This is a genomic window from Streptomyces ferrugineus, from assembly GCF_015160855.1.
GTDB lineage: Bacteria > Actinomycetota > Actinomycetes > Streptomycetales > Streptomycetaceae > Streptomyces > Streptomyces ferrugineus.
The window spans coordinates 8,570,055-8,585,855 of the sequence record NZ_CP063373.1; the positions used below are offsets into that span (position 1 = coordinate 8,570,055).

A 15,801-nucleotide genomic window follows, 5' to 3' on the forward strand; every position below is an offset into this window, starting at 1 on the left:
CCGGTTGGTGAGGTTGCTCACGCGGCGCTCACTCCAGCGGGACGGACCTGCGGGCGGGATCCCTCAGGTCCGTCCCGCTCGTCAGCCAGCGCTCCTGGAGGGCCTGGGCGCCGTGCACACGCTTCCAGGCGGCCTCGTTCGGCGTCATCGGCAGCAGAGGCAGGAAGCGCACGGGGGCGAGGGGCTCGTCGAGTTCCAGGTCCTCGACCAGGCCGCCCGGCTCGCCGACCAGGACCGAGGTGAAGGGGGCGCCGGGCCACAGCGGCTCACCGACGTCCAGCGAGGCGCCCGAGGCCACGATCACGCCCTCCACCTGCGGGGACGCGGCGAGCACGGCCAGCGGGCGGAGCACCTTGTCGGTGTCGGCGAGCCCGGAGCGGACCGAGAGGACCAGCTCGACGCGGGGGCCCTTGACCGGGTCGGCGACCATCGCCGTGGGGTCGTTCATGGGCTGCGCGGACATGCCGAGCGTGGCGTAGCGGACGATGTCGCCCTCCTGGAAACGGAGCACCTCGATACGGTCCGTGCCGAGGAAGGTGACCGCCGCGCGGGCGTCCGGTTCGCCCAGTGCGGTGCGCAGCCGGGCCTCGACCAGAGGAAGAACATCAGCCATGCCGCGAGCATAGAACTCGTCAGTACCGGGCAAAGCAGCGCCTTGACACTTCAGTCGGCTGATACTCTTGCCCGGTGTTCGGGGCAGCACGCAGAAGCGTCGCGATCGAGTCCCGACGCTGATTGAAACTCCCCTACGGGGAACCCCATACGGGGTATGGAACGTCCCTCACGAGGGACCGGCCGGAGGAGGTGGGGCTGTCATGGATCGAAGTCGACCGTGCAGTACCACTCGCTCTTCCCGCCGCTGATGTAGCTGATTCGGCTGTTCCGCTCCGGCTGACCGCCGTCCTTTCACGCTCGCGTCCCTCTACGGAAGAGCACTTCGTTTCGCTTTGCCTGATCGGCCTGATCTGAATCAGCAACGAAGCCCATCACCGCAACGGTGCGGTGCTCCCCGCTTTGTGGACGTGCCAAACATCCTGAAGTCAGGACGTCCCCATTCCGGGCAGTTCCAGCCGTGCTGTGGTCCTCCACGCTTCGTTGCCCGTTGCGAAGGAGCCTGCTCATGTCGATGATTCGTGACCTGCGTGCCGTGGTCCGCCCGGCCCGTCCGTCGCTGCGCAAGGACAGTGGTGCCTACGACACCACGCGCGACCCCGCGACCCCGTCGGCCGTCGTCGACTGTGCCGTCTACCGGGACGGCCGCCGCCTGGAGACCGACAAGCCGCTGACCCCGCACGAGGCGATGCGCCAGGTGCGGCGCGACGGCGGCTTCGTGTGGATCGGGCTGCACGAGCCGACCGAGGCCGAATTCTCCGGTATCGCCGGCGAGTTCGGGCTGCACCCGCTGGCCGTCGAGGACGCGGTGCAGGCCCATCAGCGGCCCAAGCTGGAGCGCTACGACGACTCCCTGTTCACCGTGTTCAAGACCATCCACTACGTCGAGCACGACGAACTGACCGCCAACAGCGAGGTCGTCGAGACCGGCGAGGTGATGTGCTTCACCGGCCGGGACTTCTTCATCACCGTCCGGCACGGCGGGCAGGGCTCGCTGCGGGCCCTCAGGCACCGCCTCCAGGACGACCCCGAACTGCTCGCCAAGGGCCCGTCGGCCGTGCTGCACGCCATCGCCGACCATGTCGTCGACGGGTACATCGCGGTCGCCGACGCGGTGCAGGACGACATCGACGAGGTGGAGACCGAGGTCTTCTCGCCGGGGCGCAAGGGCGCGCCGCGCGGTACGGACGCCGGCCGGATCTACCAACTCAAGCGTGAGGTCCTGGAGTTCAAGCGGGCGGTGTCGCCTCTCCTGCGTCCCATGCAGTTGCTGAGCGAGCGGCCGATGCGGCTGGTCGACCCGGACATCCAGAAGTACTTCCGGGACGTCGCCGACCATGTCGCGCGCGTGCACGAGCAGGTCATCGGCTTCGACGAGCTGCTCAACTCGATCCTCCAGGCCAACCTCGCGCAGGCGTCCGTGGCGCAGAACGAGGACATGCGGAAGATCACCTCGTGGGCCGCGATCATCGCCGTACCGACGATGGTGTGCGGGGTGTACGGCATGAACTTCGACTACATGCCGGAGACACAGTGGAAGTACGGCTACCCGCTGGTCCTCGGCATCACGGTGACCATCTGTCTGGGCATCCACCGCACGCTGAAGCGGAACGGCTGGCTCTGACCGGGGCCGATCCCGCTGGATAGGCTGGGGTCCATGACAAGCGAGCTGCTGGAGAAGGCCCTCGTCGAGGAGGCCACGAAGAAGTCCGGCCTCATCTGGGTCAAGGGGCCCGGGGTGCCCGCCCGGGCGCTGTGGCACGTGTGGCACGAGGGCGCCGCGTGTGTCATCGGCGACGGTCCGGGCGAGCAGCCGCTGCCGGGGCTGGCCGACGGGGCCGAGGCCGAGGTGACGGTCCGCAGCAAGGACAAGGGCGGCCGGCTGGTCGCCTGGTCGGCGAAGGTCGTCGAGCTCGCGCCGGGCTCGGAGCAGTGGGAGGCGACGGTCGCCGAGCTGAAGGGCAAGCGCCTCAACGCCCCCGACGGCGAGGCCATGCCGTCCCGCTGGGCCCGGGAGTGCCGGGTGCTGCGCCTGGAGCCGACGGGCAGCACCGCGACGCTGCCGGACGGCTCCCTGGCCGAGGCGCCGCTGCCGTCCCCGGCGACGACGCGCCGGCCGATCCCCGCGGGGCTGCCGCGGCTGCTGCTGAAGAAGACGAAGAAGCGGCGGCGCTAGCCGGTCAGGACGTCGGCAGCTGCTTGCCGTAGTCCACCGTGTCGCCCTTGGCCGGCTTCTCCAGGGCGAAGTCCTTGCCCCAGGACGAGAAGGTCAGGGTGCCCGCGCCGCCCGCCCTGGCCAGGCGCAGGGGGTACGGGTCGCCCTCCAGGGAGACGTCCAGGGTGCCGCCGGAGCCCTTGTCGCCGGTGATGCGGATGGTGCGGGTGCCCGCCTGCTCGTGGTGGCCGTCCGTCGCCAGCGAGCCGTGCAGCGTCAGCAGGCCGTCGAGCAGGACGTCCTTGTCCGTGAAGCCGCTGAACTTCTTGTACGCCGGGTCGCCCTGCGGCACCTTCACATACTTGCCGTTCAGCTTGTCCACAGCCCCGGCGTCCGCCTTGCCGTCGTTTCCGGCGTCGCTCCAGAAACCGGCGTCGGCCTTCAGATACAGCTGCTCGCCGATCCGCAGGAGCTGGAAGGTGGCCCCCTGCGCGGTGACGGACCCCGTCGCGCCGTCGGACTTGAGCCGCATGTCGAGCTTGTAGGTGCGCCCGCTGGTCACCACGTTCCCGGACAGGTGCACCGCCTCGGCGGACCGCGCGGCCGTCCGGGTCTTGCGCTGGATCTCGGCGGCCGGCAGCTTGCCGACGCCGTTGGTGCCCTCGTCGGGGTCCTCGCTGCATCCCGTCAGTCCCGTTCCCGACACGACCAGGGCGCAGATGGCGGTCATCAGCGCGGCCCGGCGAGTACGACTCTGGGGAATCGCAGTCACAGGTGGGCTGCCTTTCTGTCGTGGAGGTCGGGTGACCCGAGCGGCGTACGCAGCGTACCGGCCCGTCACCTCCCAGGCGGAGCCAGTCCGTCCGGACCTCTCACCAGGGCGTACCGGATCCGGACGGGCTAGCCTGAAGCCCATCCGAGCGGGCAATTCGACAAAAGCGGCGCGGTCGGCGCGGCCGCGTCAGCACCACTGCACACCCCGCACGCAAAGGAGCCGCAGCCATGGCAGCCGGCGCTCCCCGGATCTTCGTCTCGCACCTCGCCGGCGTCGCCGCCTTCGACCCGAACGGCGACCAGGTGGGCCGTGTCCGCGATCTGGTCGTCGTGCTGCGCGTCGGCCGGCGCCCGCCACGGCTGCTCGGCCTCGTCGTGGAACTCTCCACCCGGCGGCGCATCTTCCTGCCCATGACCCGGGTGACGAGCATCGAGTCCGGCCAGGTCATCACCACCGGTGTGCTCAACGTCCGCCGCTTCGAGCAGCGCCCCACCGAGCGCCTCGTCTTCGGCGAGCTGCTCGACCGGCGGGTGACCCTCGTCGAGACCGGCGAGGAGGTCACCGTCCTGGATCTGTCGGTGCAGCAGCTGCCGGCCCGCCGGGACTGGGAGATCGACAAGGTGTTCGTACGCAAGGGCGGCCGGAGCGGGCCGCTGCGGCGGGCCAAGGGTGAGTCGCTGACCGTCGAGTGGTCCGCCGTCACCGGCTTCACGGCGGAGGAGAAGGGACAGGGCGCCGAGAGCCTCCTCGCCACCTTCGAGCAGTTGCGCCCCGCCGACCTCGCGAACGTCCTGCACCACCTCTCCCCCAAGCGCCGCGCCGAGGTCGCCGCCGCCCTCGACGACGACCGCCTCGCCGACGTACTCGAAGAGCTTCCGGAGGACGACCAGATCGAGATCCTGGGCAAGCTGAAGGAGGAACGCGCCGCGGACGTCCTGGAGGCCATGGACCCGGACGACGCGGCCGACCTGCTCGGTGAGCTCCCGGAGGACGACCAGGAGCGGCTGCTGAACCTGATGCAGCCCGCCGACGCGGCCGACATGCGCCGTCTGATGGCGTACGAGGAGCACACCGCCGGCGGTCTGATGACGACCGAGCCGATCATCCTGCGCCCCGACGCCACCGTCGCCGACGCCCTCGCCCGCGTCCGCAACCCCGACCTGTCCCCCGCCCTCGCCGCCCAGGTCTACGTCTGCCGTCCGCCCGACGAGACACCCACCGGCAAGTACCTCGGCACGGTGCACTTCCAGCGCCTCCTGCGCGACCCGCCGTACACGCTGGTCAGCGCGCTGCTCGACGAGGCCCTCGAAGCGCTGGCGCCGGACGCCGCGCTGCCGGTCGTCGCCGGGTTCTTCGCGACGTACGACATGGTCGCGGCGCCCGTCGTCGACGAGTCCGGTTCGCTGCTGGGCGCGGTGACCGTGGACGACGTACTGGACCATCTGCTGCCCGACGACTGGCGGGAGACGGAGTTCCACCTGGACGAGGACACCGGCGAGGGGGTGGCGGCGCATGGCTCCTGAGCGCGAGGGCACGCGCGAGCGCGCGGCGTCGGGCGCCACCGCGTCCTCCCGGGCGCCCCGCAATCGCCTCGACCAACCCCGCCCGCCGCGCCGCCGGATCCTGCCCGAGTGGGACCCGGAGGCCTTCGGACGGCTCTCGGAGCGCATCGCCCGCTTCATCGGCACCGGGCGGTTCCTCGTCTGGATGACGGTCGTGATCATCGTGTGGGTGCTGTGGAACATCGCGGCACCCAGCGGCCTGCGGTTCGACGAGTACCCGTTCATCTTCCTGACCCTGGCCCTGTCCCTGCAGGCCTCCTACGCCGCCCCGCTGATCCTGCTCGCGCAGAACCGGCAGGACGACCGCTCCCGGGTCGAACTCGAACAGGACCGCAGGCAGAACGAGCGGTCCATCGCCGACACCGAGTACCTCACCCGCGAGATCGCCGCCCTGCGCATCGGCCTCGGCGAGGTCGCCACCCGCGACTGGATGCGCTCGGAGCTGCAGGATCTGACGAAGGAGCTTCAGGAGCGGCACAACGGTCACCGCGAGCACGGGGTATTCCCGGCAGACCGGTCCCGGGGACGTGACGTAGACGACCGGTGACGGGCTTTCCGGCGCATGGCTCCCGCGCCGTACCATCGTCGGTATGGCTACGGAAGACGCGGTGCGCGAGGCACTGGCGACGGTGAACGACCCCGAGATCAACCGCCCCATCACCGAGCTCGGGATGGTCAAGTCGGTCGACATCGGGGCGGACGGTGCGGTCGCGGTCACCGTGTACCTCACGGTCTCCGGCTGCCCCATGCGCGAGACGATCACCCAGCGCGTGACGGACGCCGTCTCCGCGGTCGAGGGCGTGACCCGCGTCGACGTCACGCTCGACGTGATGAGCGACGAGCAGCGCAAGGAGCTGGCGAACGCCCTGCGCGGCGGCCAGGCCGAGCGCGAGGTCCCCTTCGCCAAGCCGGGCAGCCTGACCCGTGTCTACGCGGTCGCCTCCGGCAAGGGCGGCGTCGGCAAGTCCTCCGTCACGGTCAACCTGGCCGCGGCGATGGCGGCCGACGGCCTCAAGGTGGGTGTCGTCGACGCCGACATCTACGGCCACAGCGTGCCGCGCATGCTGGGCGCGGACGGCCGTCCGACCCAGGTCGAGAACATGATCATGCCGCCGTCCGCGAACGGCGTGAAGGTCATCTCCATCGGCATGTTCACGCCGGGCAACGCCCCGGTCGTCTGGCGCGGACCGATGCTGCACCGCGCGCTCCAGCAGTTCCTGGCGGACGTGTACTGGGGCGACCTGGACGTCCTGCTCCTGGACCTGCCCCCGGGCACCGGCGACATCGCGATCTCCGTCGCCCAGCTCGTCCCGAACGCCGAGATCCTGGTCGTGACGACCCCGCAGCAGGCCGCGGCCGAGGTCGCCGAGCGCGCGGGCTCCATCGCCGTCCAGACCCACCAGAAGATCGTCGGCGTGGTCGAGAACATGTCCGGCCTGCCCTGCCCGCACTGCGGCGAGATGGTCGACGTCTTCGGCACGGGCGGCGGCCAGGTCGTCGCCGACGGCCTGACCCGCACGACGGGCACGAACGTCCCGGTCCTCGGCAACATCCCCATCGACGTCCGCCTCCGCGAGGGCGGCGACGACGGCAAGCCGGTGGTCCTGACCGACCCGGACAGCCCGGCGGGGTCCGCGCTGCGGGCGATCGCGGGGAAGCTGGGGGGACGGCAGCGGGGCCTTTCGGGCATGTCCCTGGGCATCACGCCGCGCAACAAGTTCTGATGCACGGACGACGAGGGGGGCGCCGTCTCACCCGACGGCGCCCCCCTCGTCGTAACCGTGTCTTCGCGCGGAGCGGTACCTAGGCGTAGGCCGCGATGTCCTTGATCACCGCGAAGCCCAGCCCATACGCGCTCATCCCTCTCCCGTACGCCCCCACGTGCACCCCCGCCTGGGTCGACCCGGCCAGCACCCACCCGAACTCGGACTCCCGGTAGTGGAAGGGCGTGGGCACCCCGTCCACGGGCAGTGACAGCGTCGACCACGCCGGCCCGGCGAGATCGTCGGCCAGCGCCCACGCCGTCTCCGTCTGCTGCTCCAGCCAGTCGTCGCGCAGCGAGTGGTCCATCTGCCCCGGCCACGTGAACGTCAGCAGCCCCACCCCCGCGAGCCACGCCGCCGAGGACACCGACGTGGCCTCCAGCAGCCCCGTGCCGTCCGCGCTCCGCCGGGACGGATTCGCGGCGACGGTCACCACGACCGCGAACTTCTCCCGGTCCTCCGTCGCCTCGTTCCGTACGGAGGGCTCCTCCCCGTGCCCGATCGAGCCGTGCTCCACGGCCCCGTCGGCCGCCGTGCCGACCTGCATCAGCCAGCGCGGCCCCGTGAAGGCCTCGTCGAGGCCGTACCACGGGAAGGGCGCCAGCAGGTAGCCGTCGACCGTGCGCCGGGCGGAGGGGACCTGCTGTCCGTTCTCCGCGGCCGGTTCCTGCGCGACTGCGCGACTCGTCGTCTGACTCGTCGTCTCCATGTGCCCGGACGCCTCCTCGTTCTCGCCGGACCAGCCCGGCCCGCCCCCCTTCGGGCGTACTCGTCCGGTCCGCACAACAACTCGGCAGCATAGCCACACCGCTTCGAGCAGCAGGGAAACGCCCGGCGCGTGGGGCGCACGAAGGGCGGGTTCAGGCCGCGCGCGACCCGGGCGGAGTATGAGAAGCGTCACGTATGAGCGGTGTCCGCTCCCGTGTTCGTACGGCTCAGGTGGCGTCGGCGTCGTAGGGCGGGCGCTCGTCGCCGGGCTTCTCGCTCTTCTTCGTCATGTCGACGCTGCCGCCGGAGGGCGCGGACGAGCCGGAGGACGACGAGGACTCCGGTTCATGGCCGTGGACGGCGTCGGTGACCTCGGCCATCTCCTTCTTGAGGTCGAAGCCGTTGCGGATCTCCTTCAGCCCCAGGTCGTCGTTGTCCAACTGCTTGCGGATGAACTTCTTGGGGTTGAGGTCATCGAACTCGAAGTCCTTGAACTCCGGCCCGAGTTCCTGCCGGATGTCCTGCTTGGCACTCTCCGAGAACTCGCGGATCTTACGGATCGTCCGCGTGGCGTCCTGGATGAGCTTGGGGAGCTTGTCCGGACCGAAGACGAGCACGGCAAGGACGATGAGCGTCACCAGCTCGAGCGGTCCTATGTCATTGAACACCTGAAGCTCCTTGCGATGTCCTCGGTCCTCGGCCCTCCGCGGTCTGGGTGGTCTTCCGTGGTCCGGGCCGGATCCACGGTACCCGGCGATCCGCTACGACCGGTACTGTCCCGAGGCCTCCGAATGCGGGTGGGCGTGCGGTTTTCCGGGTTGTTTGCCTTGTCGGAGCACCTGTGGGGTGCCGACACGAGGCCCGCTGTGAGGTTCATGTGAGTCCGGCGCCCGCTCAGTCACCGCTGGAGGACCCCAGCGTCAGCGAGATCGTGGTCTCCTCGCCGCCGCGCTCCAGGGTCAGCTCGAGCCGGTCGCCGGGGCGGTGGGCGCGGGTCTTGACGATGAGTTCCTCGCCGGAGTGGACGCGCTGGCCGTCGACCTGGGTGATGACGTCGCCCGGCTCGATGCCGGCCCTGTCACCGGGTCCGCCCCTGGTCACCGCGGGCCCGCCGTCGCTGCCCTTGGTGCCGACGCGGGCGCCGTCCCCGGTGTAGTCCATGTCGAGGGTGACGCCGATGACCGGGTGGGTCGCCCGGCCGGTGTTGATCAGCTCCTCGGCGACGCGCTTGGCCTGGTTGACCGGGATGGCGAAGCCGAGGCCGATCGAACCGGCCTGGCCGCCGTCGAGTTCGGAGCCGCTGTCGGCGGACCGGATCGCGGAGTTGATGCCGACGACATGGCCCTGGGCGTCGAGGAGGGGGCCGCCGGAGTTGCCGGGGTTGATGGGCGCGTCGGTCTGCAGGGCGTCCACGTACGACACGTCGCTCGCGTCGCCGCTCTCGCCGCCGGCCGTGATGGGCCGCTCCTTGGCGCTGATGATGCCGGAGGTGACGGTGCCCGCCAGGTCGAACGGGGCGCCGATGGCGACGACCGGGTCGCCGACGCGGACGTTGTCGGAGTTGCCGAGCGGCAGCGGCGTGAGCCCCGTGACATCGCTGACCTTCACGACCGCGAGGTCGTAGCCGCCGTCCCGTCCGACGACGGTGGCCTTGGCGGTGTCACCGCTGTGGAAGGTCACGGATATCTCGCCGTCGTCGCCGGCGGGCTCCACGACGTGGTTGTTGGTGAGGATGTGGCCCCGGTCGTCGAGCACGAAGCCGGTGCCGGTGCCCTGCTCCGCGCTCCCGCTCACATGCAGCGTGACCACACTCGGCAGGGCACGCGCGGCGATCCCGGCGACACTGTCCGGCGCCCGCCCGACGGACTCGGCGGCACCCGTCTGCGGCAGCTCGACGTCCCCCACACCACCGGTGCGCTCCAGATGGGCCCCGACCACACCACCGACGCCCCCCGACACGAGCGCGAGCAGCAGCGCACCGACGAGCAGCACCTTCCTGGCCCGCTTGCGCCGCTGCCCCTCGGTGGCGACCGCGGCGCCGTTCTGCTGGAGGGGGGCGGTGGGGTGGGCGGCTGGGCGGGCCCAGGGGTCGTAGTTCTGCCAGGGGTTGGCGGGGGGTGGGGGGTCGGTGGGGGTGGAGGGAAGGGGCGTCGGCTGGGCGGGGATGGTGACGACCGGGGCCGGGGCCGTGGTCGGTACCGGGGCCGGGGCCGGGGGCGTCTCCTGGGTGGGCACACCTGGGGGCGGCGTCGGGACGGGAGCGTCCGGGGCCGTCGGGTTCGGTGCGGGCGCGGGTGCGGCGGTGGCCTGCGCCGGCACAGGGGCGGATACGCCGACCGCAGGGGCCGCCGGTGCCGCTGCGGAGGGCATGGGCGCCGGATGCGCCGGGGCGGGCTGAGCGGGCGGGGGCGGCATCGGTACGGCCGTCCCCTGGGCCGGCGTCGTCGCGGGGTGCTGGACGGGCGGGGCGGGTGCCCAGGGGCCGGGCTCGCCGTAGGGCGGGGTGCTGTAGGGGTCGGGGTCGTGCAGGGGCTTGGGGTGGTCCTCGACGAGGGCCGCCGGGGCGGAGGCGGTGCGGTCGGCGGATTCCGCGGTCACGGCACCCACGGCACCGGCATCGTCCGCAGCCGTCTCGACGTCGGCCGCCGAAGGAGCCGGCGCCGACACTCCAGTCGGCCGCTCCAGCTCGAAGTCCCCCTCGGGGGCCACATCACGACCGTCGCCACTCGCGGCGGGCCGAAGCTCGAAGTCGCCGTCGGCCGAAGCCGGGCCGTCGCCCGCCGCGCCGCTCCCTGTCGGCCGCGCCAGCTCGAAGTCTCCGCCGGGTGCTGGTGCCGCGCCCGGCGTTTGCTCCGCCCCCTCCGTCCGGCCCGAAGGACCCTGCAACCGGGGGCGGTTCCACCACTTCGCCTTCGCGGGCTTGGCCTCGTCCATGTTCTGCTTCCCACTCCTGCTGACCCGTTGCTCGAGCAGGACGCTTCGCTCTGAGCCCCGTCCGAGGAAACGGACACGGCCGGAGTCCGGCCGGGCAGGCCACCGTCCCGTCCCCGCACCCGAACGCCTACTCAACTCTGCGCTGTCGCGCTCCACTTCCCCCGCGCCCGGCCCACCGGCACAGCGCACGGCCCACCCTGGATTCAATCAGGTTCGTGGGCCGCTGCGCAGAGGCCGGTCAGCGGTCGGCGTTCGGGGAGCCGGAAGGTGAGGGTGGCGCGTCGGAGACGGGTGCGGCGAGCAGGCCCGGGGTCGCGGCGATCCCGGCGTCCTCGGACCATGCGGTCAGGGTGAGGGGCGGGGTCGCGCTGAGCGGGCGTATCAACGGGGACATGGCGGCCGCGCCGGCCACCACGGGTGCCGTCAGGGTGTGCATCTCCTGGTCGGCGGGCTGGGCCGGCATCCCGGGCAGCAGCGGGGCCGACACCTCGGTCGAGGCCGCCGGGGTGTCGAGCGAGCGCTGGCCCTGTCCCTGGGCGAGCAGCGGGCCGGGGGTGCGGCGGCGCTGGTTCTCGGGTGTCGTCGCGGCGCCGGTGCCCGGTGTCCGCGCCGGTGTCACATTGCTGCCGGACCCCGAACCGCCGCGGGCCTCCGCGTCGGTCGGCGCACTGGAGGTGACACCGCCCAGCGCGATGGCGGCCAGCGACACCGCGCCCGCCGCGACGAACGCGAACCGCATGCGCGAGGACGCGGAGCGGTCGGCGTCATGACGGCCCACGGGGTGGGTGCGGAAGCCACGGTCCGCGGCGGGGAGCGCCGGGGCGTGCGCACGCGAGGGAACGTATCCGAACTCGAAGCGGTCGCCCCGCTTCACGCCGAAGACGCCGGTGGGGCCAGGTCGTCCGGACAGTCCGTCGAAGCCTCCCCCGCCCAGCGGCGAGCCACCGCCGTCCGGGTCACCTCCCCCGGGGAGGCCCTGAAGGCGGGCCAGGAAGCTCTCGGAGGGGGGCGGCGGGGCCGCCTCCGCGAAGACGTTCTTCAGCCGGCGCTGGGCGTCGACCTCGGACTTGCACCTGGCGCACGTCGCCAGATGGGCCAGGACGCGCTCGCGCGCCTCATGACCGAGCTCTCCGTCGACGAGGGCGGAGAGTCGGTCACCCAGGTGCTGCTCGGCCAGGAGCCGTTCGGCGGGGTTGGGTCGGGAGCCACTCACGCGGTCGCGCCCCCTCCTCCCAGCGCGGCCACACGCGGCACGAAGGAGCGGCGCTCGGCGCGCGCCTCCGGGGAGCGGTGGGCGAGGGCCTTGCGCAGCTGCGAGCGGCCCCGGTGGATACGGGAGCGGACGGTGCCGAGCTTGACCCCGAGGGTCGCGGCGATCTCCTCGTACGACAGTCCTTCGATGTCGCACAGGACGACCGCGGCGCGGAACTCGGGCGCGAGGGTGTCGAGGGCCTGCTGGACGTCCGCGTCGAAGTGCGCGTCGTTGAAGATCTGCTGCGGCGTCGGCTCCTTGCTGGCCAGCCGCTCGGCGGCGTCGTCGCCCAGCGCGTCGAAGCGGATGCGCTGCTTGCGGCGGACCATGTCCAGGAAGAGGTTGGTGGTGATGCGGTGCAGCCAGCCCTCGAAGGTGCCCGGCGTGTACGTCGACAACGAGCGGAAGACACGGACGAAGACCTCCTGGGTGAGGTCCTCGGCGTCGTGCTGGTTGCCGGTCAGGCGATACGCCAGTCGGTAGACGCGGCCGCTGTGCGTGCTGACGATCTCCTCCCAGGTGGGCGGAGTCCACGCCTGCCCGTCCGCGTCGCTGGAGAAGGTCGCGGTCTGGGCGTAGTCGCCGGCGTGGCTGTGGTCAGCGGTGTCGTTCACGGATTTCGGCCTGCCCGCCGATCCGAGGAAGCGCCGCAGCACTCCTCCCCGATCCACAGGCGCAGCCGCACCTCCCCTGTCGGCTCTGGTGGTGTCCAGTGGAGCCCCTACCATAGCCACCTCGCCCGTTAGCTCCGGATAAGCGGTTTTACGAGAATTTGATCTGGGCTGACACGGCTGGTGCGCCTGCGTCTGCAGTTGCTCGCGGCCCTGCCCGTCATCGTGATCCAACTGTGTCCCCCCGCTCGTCTTCCCACCCTTCTAAACGCCCGGTCCCATCTGCGGGTTCCCGCCCGCAACGGATACAGTCACGCCCAGGCAACCACGGGGACAGGAGAGGGCCATTACCGGCAACCGGCAGACGAGCTGGGCGTTCGCCGACGCCTACGTCGCCGAGGACGACGTCCTGCGCTGGGCCCGGGACCGGGCCCGTGAGGCGGGGCTGCGCTCGGTGTCGCCCGGCACGGGCGCCGCGCTGCGGTTGCTCGCCGCCACCGTGGACGCGAAGGCGGTCGCGGAGATCGGCACCGGCACCGGCGTCTCCGGTATCCACCTCCTGCACGGCATGCGCCCCGACGGCGTCCTGACCACGGTCGACCCCGAACCGGAGCACCAGCAGTTCGCCCGCCAGGCCTTCCGCGCCTGCGGCTTCGCCAGCAACCGCGCCCGCTTCATCCCGGGCCGCGCCCTGGACGTCCTGCCGCGTCTCGCGGACGCCGGCTACGACCTCGTCTTCTGTGACGGCGACCGGCTGGAGTTCCTCGACTATCTCGCTGAATCGTTGCGCCTGCTGCGTCCGGGTGGCCTCGTCGTCTTCGAGGGCGTCTTCGCCAACGGCCGCACGGTCGACTCCGGCCCACAGCCCACCGAGGTCATACGCATCCGGGAGCTGCTGCGCGCGGTGCGCGAGAGCCAGGAGCTGGTGCCGTCGCTGCTGCCGGTCGGGGACGGGCTGCTGTGCGCCGTCAAGCGGTGAGCGCCTGACGGGCGAAGTACAGCGACCCGGCACATACAGCGACCCCGGCACCATGTGCGATGCCGGGGCCGCCGAAAGGGTAGGGTCGCTGCCGCCTCAGCCGACGACCTTCTTGAGGGCGTCGCCGAGCGCGTCGGCCTCGTCCGGGGTCAGCTCGACGACGAGCCGACCGCCGCCTTCGAGCGGAACGCGCATGACGATGCCCCGCCCCTCCTTGGTCACCTCGAGCGGGCCATCGCCCGTCCGCGGCTTCATGGCCGCCATGCTCGTTCCCCTTCCTGAAACCAGCTCATCGCCAAGCCGACGGCCCCATGGAGGGCACGCGTGTCTGGCATGAGACACGCGACACCGGCATCGAACACATTGCTTCCAAGCCATTATCCCGCATCTCAGGACCCGATGACCAACATCAGTCGGCATCGCTTGGGCAACGCGCGCGAGCAAAACCACTCAATTCGGCGATGTGACTGCGATACTGCGCCACCGCACGCACTTCGGCCGAACGAAACCGGACACACATTCTTTGACGCAGGTCACACGTCCGGTCAGGGCCGTTGTCGGTGATCTCCGCCATGCTGTCCTTCAGACAAGTGCGTACCGACGAGTACGTCCCGATCCGCGACCCGAGGGGATACGCCATGGCCGACACCGTGCTCTACGAGGTGAGCGACGGACTCGCGACGATCACGCTGAACCGCCCCGAGGCGATGAACGCGCTGAACATCGCGGCCAAGGTCGCTCTGCGGGACGCGGTCCGGGCCGCGGCGGGCGACGACGCCGTACGGGCCGTGCTGCTGACCGCGGCCGGGGAGCGGGCGTTCTGCGTGGGCCAGGACCTCAAGGAGCACATCGGGCTGCTGGCGGCGGACCGGGAGACCGGCTCGGGGCAGACCATGAGCACCGTCCGCGAGCACTACAACCCGATCGTGCGGGCACTGACCGGGATGCGGAAGCCGGTGGTGGCCGGGGTGAACGGGGTCGCGGCCGGGGCCGGCTTCGGCTTCGCCCTCGCGGCGGACTACCGGGTGGTGGCGGACACGGCGGCCTTCAACACCTCGTTCGCCGGGGTGGCGCTGACCGCGGACTCCGGGATCTCCTGGACGCTGCCGCGCGTCGTCGGCCCGGGCCGCGCCGCCGACCTGCTGCTCTTCCCGCGGAACATCAAGGCCCAGGAGGCGTACGAGCTGGGGATCGCGAACCGGCTGGTACCCGCGGGGTCGCTGCGCGAGGAGGCCGAGAAGGTGGCGCGGGCGCTCGCCGGGGGGCCGACGGTGGCGTACGGGGCGATCAAGGAGGCGATGGCGTTCGGGTTGTCGCACTCCCTCGAGGAGACCCTGGAGAAGGAGGACGAGCTGCAGACGCGCGCGGGGGCGTCGGAGGACCACGCGATCGCCGTGCAGGCCTTCGTCAACAAGGAGAAGCCGAAGTACCTGGGCCGATGAGCTGTGCCGGCGCCTGCCGTCACGCCTGCCGACGCGCCTTAAGGGGCGCTTCTCGCCACGCAGGTCTCCAGGTGGTCGTCGACCAGGCCGCACGCCTGCATCAGGGCGTATGCCGTCGTCGGGCCCACGAAGCGCAGGCCGCGCTTCTTCAGGGCCTTGGACAGGGCCGTCGACTCCGGGGTGACCGCCGGGACGTCCGCCAGGCTCTTCGGGGTCGGGCGGGTCGCCGGGTCCGGGGCGTGGGACCAGATCAGTTCGTCCAGGTCGCCCGGGGCCCAGTCGGCCAGCACGCGCGCGTTGGCGAGGGTCGCGTCGATCTTGGCCCGATTTCGGATGATGCCCTCGTCGGCGAGGAGGCGGTCCCGGTCGGCGTCGGTGAAGGTCGCGACCTTGGCGATCTCGAACCCCGCGAAGGCGGTACGGAAGCCCGGGCGGCGGCGCAGGATGGTGATCCAGGACAGGCCGGACTGGAAGGCCTCCAGGCTGAGGCGTTCGTAGAGCGCGTCGTCGCCGTGGACCGGGCGGCCCCACTCCTCGTCGTGGTACGCCACGTAGTCCGGGGTGGACAGGGCCCAGGGGCAGCGCAGGGCGCCGTCCGGGCCCGCGAGGGCCGTGCCGTCACTCACTGCTGGTCCTCCTGGGCGGGCTTGTCCATGGAGACATGGCCGGCCGACGACCGGGCCCCGGCCAGCGCGGACTCCAGGTCGGCGATCCGGGCGTCGCGCTCGGCCAGCTCGGCGCCGAGGCGGCTGAGGGCGTCGTCGACGTCGGCCATGCGGTAGCCGCGGGCGGCCAGCGGGAAGCGGAGACTCTCGACGTCGGCGCGGTCGACCGGGCGGTCCGGGGGCAGCGGGTCCTCGAGGCGCTCGGGCACGGCCTCCGGCAGCGGGCCGTCGCCCTCGCCGCCGCCCACCACGGCGAGGGTCACCGCGGCGACCACGACGGCCAGCGCGACGACCAGGAACAGGAACATAACCATCGCTGTGGCCCCCACGGTCGGTGAATGCG

The 15,801-nt window shown here is 71.6% G+C and carries 18 protein-coding genes; 7 read left to right on the forward strand and 11 right to left on the reverse strand.

Annotated elements, in window-relative coordinates:
* Positions 1-28: 28 nt before the first annotated feature.
* A complete protein-coding gene (locus IM697_RS38075) occupies positions 29-613 on the reverse strand; it encodes a suppressor of fused domain protein (protein ID WP_194041105.1) in 585 nt (194 codons plus the stop codon).
* A 507-nt stretch (positions 614-1,120) separates the two neighbouring features.
* Between IM697_RS38075 and IM697_RS38080 the strand changes: the two genes are divergently transcribed.
* Positions 1,121-2,236: a magnesium and cobalt transport protein CorA gene (locus IM697_RS38080; protein ID WP_194041107.1), complete on the forward strand. Its 1,116-nt coding sequence runs from the start codon at positions 1,121-1,123 to the stop codon at positions 2,234-2,236.
* Between the two features lie 33 nt (positions 2,237-2,269).
* Positions 2,270-2,788, forward strand: a complete 519-nt coding sequence (locus tag IM697_RS38085; RefSeq protein WP_194041109.1) for a hypothetical protein — start codon at positions 2,270-2,272, stop codon at positions 2,786-2,788.
* Between the two features lie 4 nt (positions 2,789-2,792).
* On the opposite strand, the gene IM697_RS38090 is transcribed toward IM697_RS38085, so the two are convergent.
* On the reverse strand, positions 2,793-3,539 hold the full coding sequence (locus tag IM697_RS38090) for a hypothetical protein (protein ID WP_194041111.1): 747 nt from the start codon (positions 3,537-3,539) through the stop codon (positions 2,793-2,795).
* Between the two features lie 230 nt (positions 3,540-3,769).
* Between IM697_RS38090 and IM697_RS38095 the strand changes: the two genes are divergently transcribed.
* The 3 genes from IM697_RS38095 to IM697_RS38105 are packed head-to-tail and all read left to right on the forward strand — an operon-like array spanning position 3,770 to position 6,828.
* Positions 3,770-5,065, forward strand: a complete 1,296-nt coding sequence (locus tag IM697_RS38095; RefSeq protein WP_194041113.1) for a magnesium transporter MgtE N-terminal domain-containing protein — start codon at positions 3,770-3,772, stop codon at positions 5,063-5,065.
* A complete protein-coding gene (locus IM697_RS38100; protein ID WP_194041115.1) occupies positions 5,055-5,651 on the forward strand; it encodes a DUF1003 domain-containing protein in 597 nt (198 codons plus the stop codon). Before IM697_RS38095 ends, IM697_RS38100 begins: the two co-directional genes overlap by 11 nt.
* Before the next feature lie 43 nt (positions 5,652-5,694).
* Positions 5,695-6,828 carry an Mrp/NBP35 family ATP-binding protein gene (locus IM697_RS38105; RefSeq protein WP_194041117.1) on the forward strand — a complete coding sequence of 378 codons (1,134 nt, stop codon included), beginning with the start codon at positions 5,695-5,697 and terminating at the stop codon, positions 6,826-6,828.
* 79 nt (positions 6,829-6,907) lie between these two features.
* On the opposite strand, the gene IM697_RS38110 is transcribed toward IM697_RS38105, so the two are convergent.
* The 5 genes from IM697_RS38110 to sigE all read right to left on the reverse strand — a co-directional run bounded on the left by IM697_RS38110 (position 6,908) and on the right by sigE (position 12,417).
* A complete protein-coding gene (locus IM697_RS38110; RefSeq protein WP_228044330.1) occupies positions 6,908-7,576 on the reverse strand; it encodes a hypothetical protein in 669 nt (222 codons plus the stop codon).
* Between the two features lie 226 nt (positions 7,577-7,802).
* On the reverse strand, positions 7,803-8,243 hold the full coding sequence (locus tag IM697_RS38115; protein ID WP_194041121.1) for a sec-independent translocase: 441 nt from the start codon (positions 8,241-8,243) through the stop codon (positions 7,803-7,805).
* Positions 8,244-8,469: 226 nt separating this feature from the next.
* Complete coding sequence (locus IM697_RS38120; RefSeq protein WP_194041123.1) at positions 8,470-10,509, reverse strand: S1C family serine protease; 2,040 nt, start codon at positions 10,507-10,509, stop codon at positions 8,470-8,472.
* Between the two features lie 238 nt (positions 10,510-10,747).
* Complete coding sequence (locus IM697_RS38125; RefSeq protein ID WP_194041125.1) at positions 10,748-11,722, reverse strand: anti-sigma factor; 975 nt, start codon at positions 11,720-11,722, stop codon at positions 10,748-10,750.
* On the reverse strand, positions 11,719-12,417 hold the full coding sequence (gene sigE, locus IM697_RS38130) for an RNA polymerase sigma factor SigE (protein ID WP_194050042.1): 699 nt from the start codon (positions 12,415-12,417) through the stop codon (positions 11,719-11,721). Before sigE ends, IM697_RS38125 begins: the two co-directional genes overlap by 4 nt.
* A 301-nt stretch (positions 12,418-12,718) precedes the next feature.
* Between sigE and IM697_RS38135 the strand changes: the two genes are divergently transcribed.
* A complete protein-coding gene (locus tag IM697_RS38135; RefSeq protein ID WP_194050043.1) occupies positions 12,719-13,351 on the forward strand; it encodes an O-methyltransferase in 633 nt (210 codons plus the stop codon).
* A gap of 96 nt (positions 13,352-13,447) precedes the next feature.
* Here IM697_RS38135 and IM697_RS38140 read toward each other — a convergent pair whose 3' ends face one another.
* Both IM697_RS38140 and IM697_RS38145 read right to left on the reverse strand, forming a co-directional pair.
* Positions 13,448-13,615, reverse strand: coding sequence for a DUF3117 domain-containing protein (locus IM697_RS38140; protein WP_003966491.1), 168 nt, complete (start codon positions 13,613-13,615; stop codon positions 13,448-13,450).
* Between the two features lie 145 nt (positions 13,616-13,760).
* Positions 13,761-13,925 (reverse strand): hypothetical protein, encoded by a 165-nt coding sequence (locus tag IM697_RS38145; RefSeq protein WP_194041127.1) that lies wholly within the window; start codon positions 13,923-13,925, stop codon positions 13,761-13,763.
* 64 nt (positions 13,926-13,989) lie between these two features.
* Between IM697_RS38145 and chcB the strand changes: the two genes are divergently transcribed.
* On the forward strand, positions 13,990-14,793 hold the full coding sequence (gene chcB / locus IM697_RS38150; protein WP_194050044.1) for a 2-cyclohexenylcarbonyl CoA isomerase: 804 nt from the start codon (positions 13,990-13,992) through the stop codon (positions 14,791-14,793).
* Between the two features lie 38 nt (positions 14,794-14,831).
* Here the strand turns inward: chcB and IM697_RS38155 are convergent, their stop codons facing one another.
* Both IM697_RS38155 and IM697_RS38160 read right to left on the reverse strand, forming a co-directional pair.
* On the reverse strand, positions 14,832-15,419 hold the full coding sequence (locus IM697_RS38155; protein WP_194041129.1) for a DNA-3-methyladenine glycosylase I: 588 nt from the start codon (positions 15,417-15,419) through the stop codon (positions 14,832-14,834).
* Positions 15,416-15,766 (reverse strand): DivIVA domain-containing protein, encoded by a 351-nt coding sequence (locus tag IM697_RS38160; protein WP_194050045.1) that lies wholly within the window; start codon positions 15,764-15,766, stop codon positions 15,416-15,418. Before IM697_RS38160 ends, IM697_RS38155 begins: the two co-directional genes overlap by 4 nt.
* Positions 15,767-15,801: the final 35 nt, after the last annotated feature.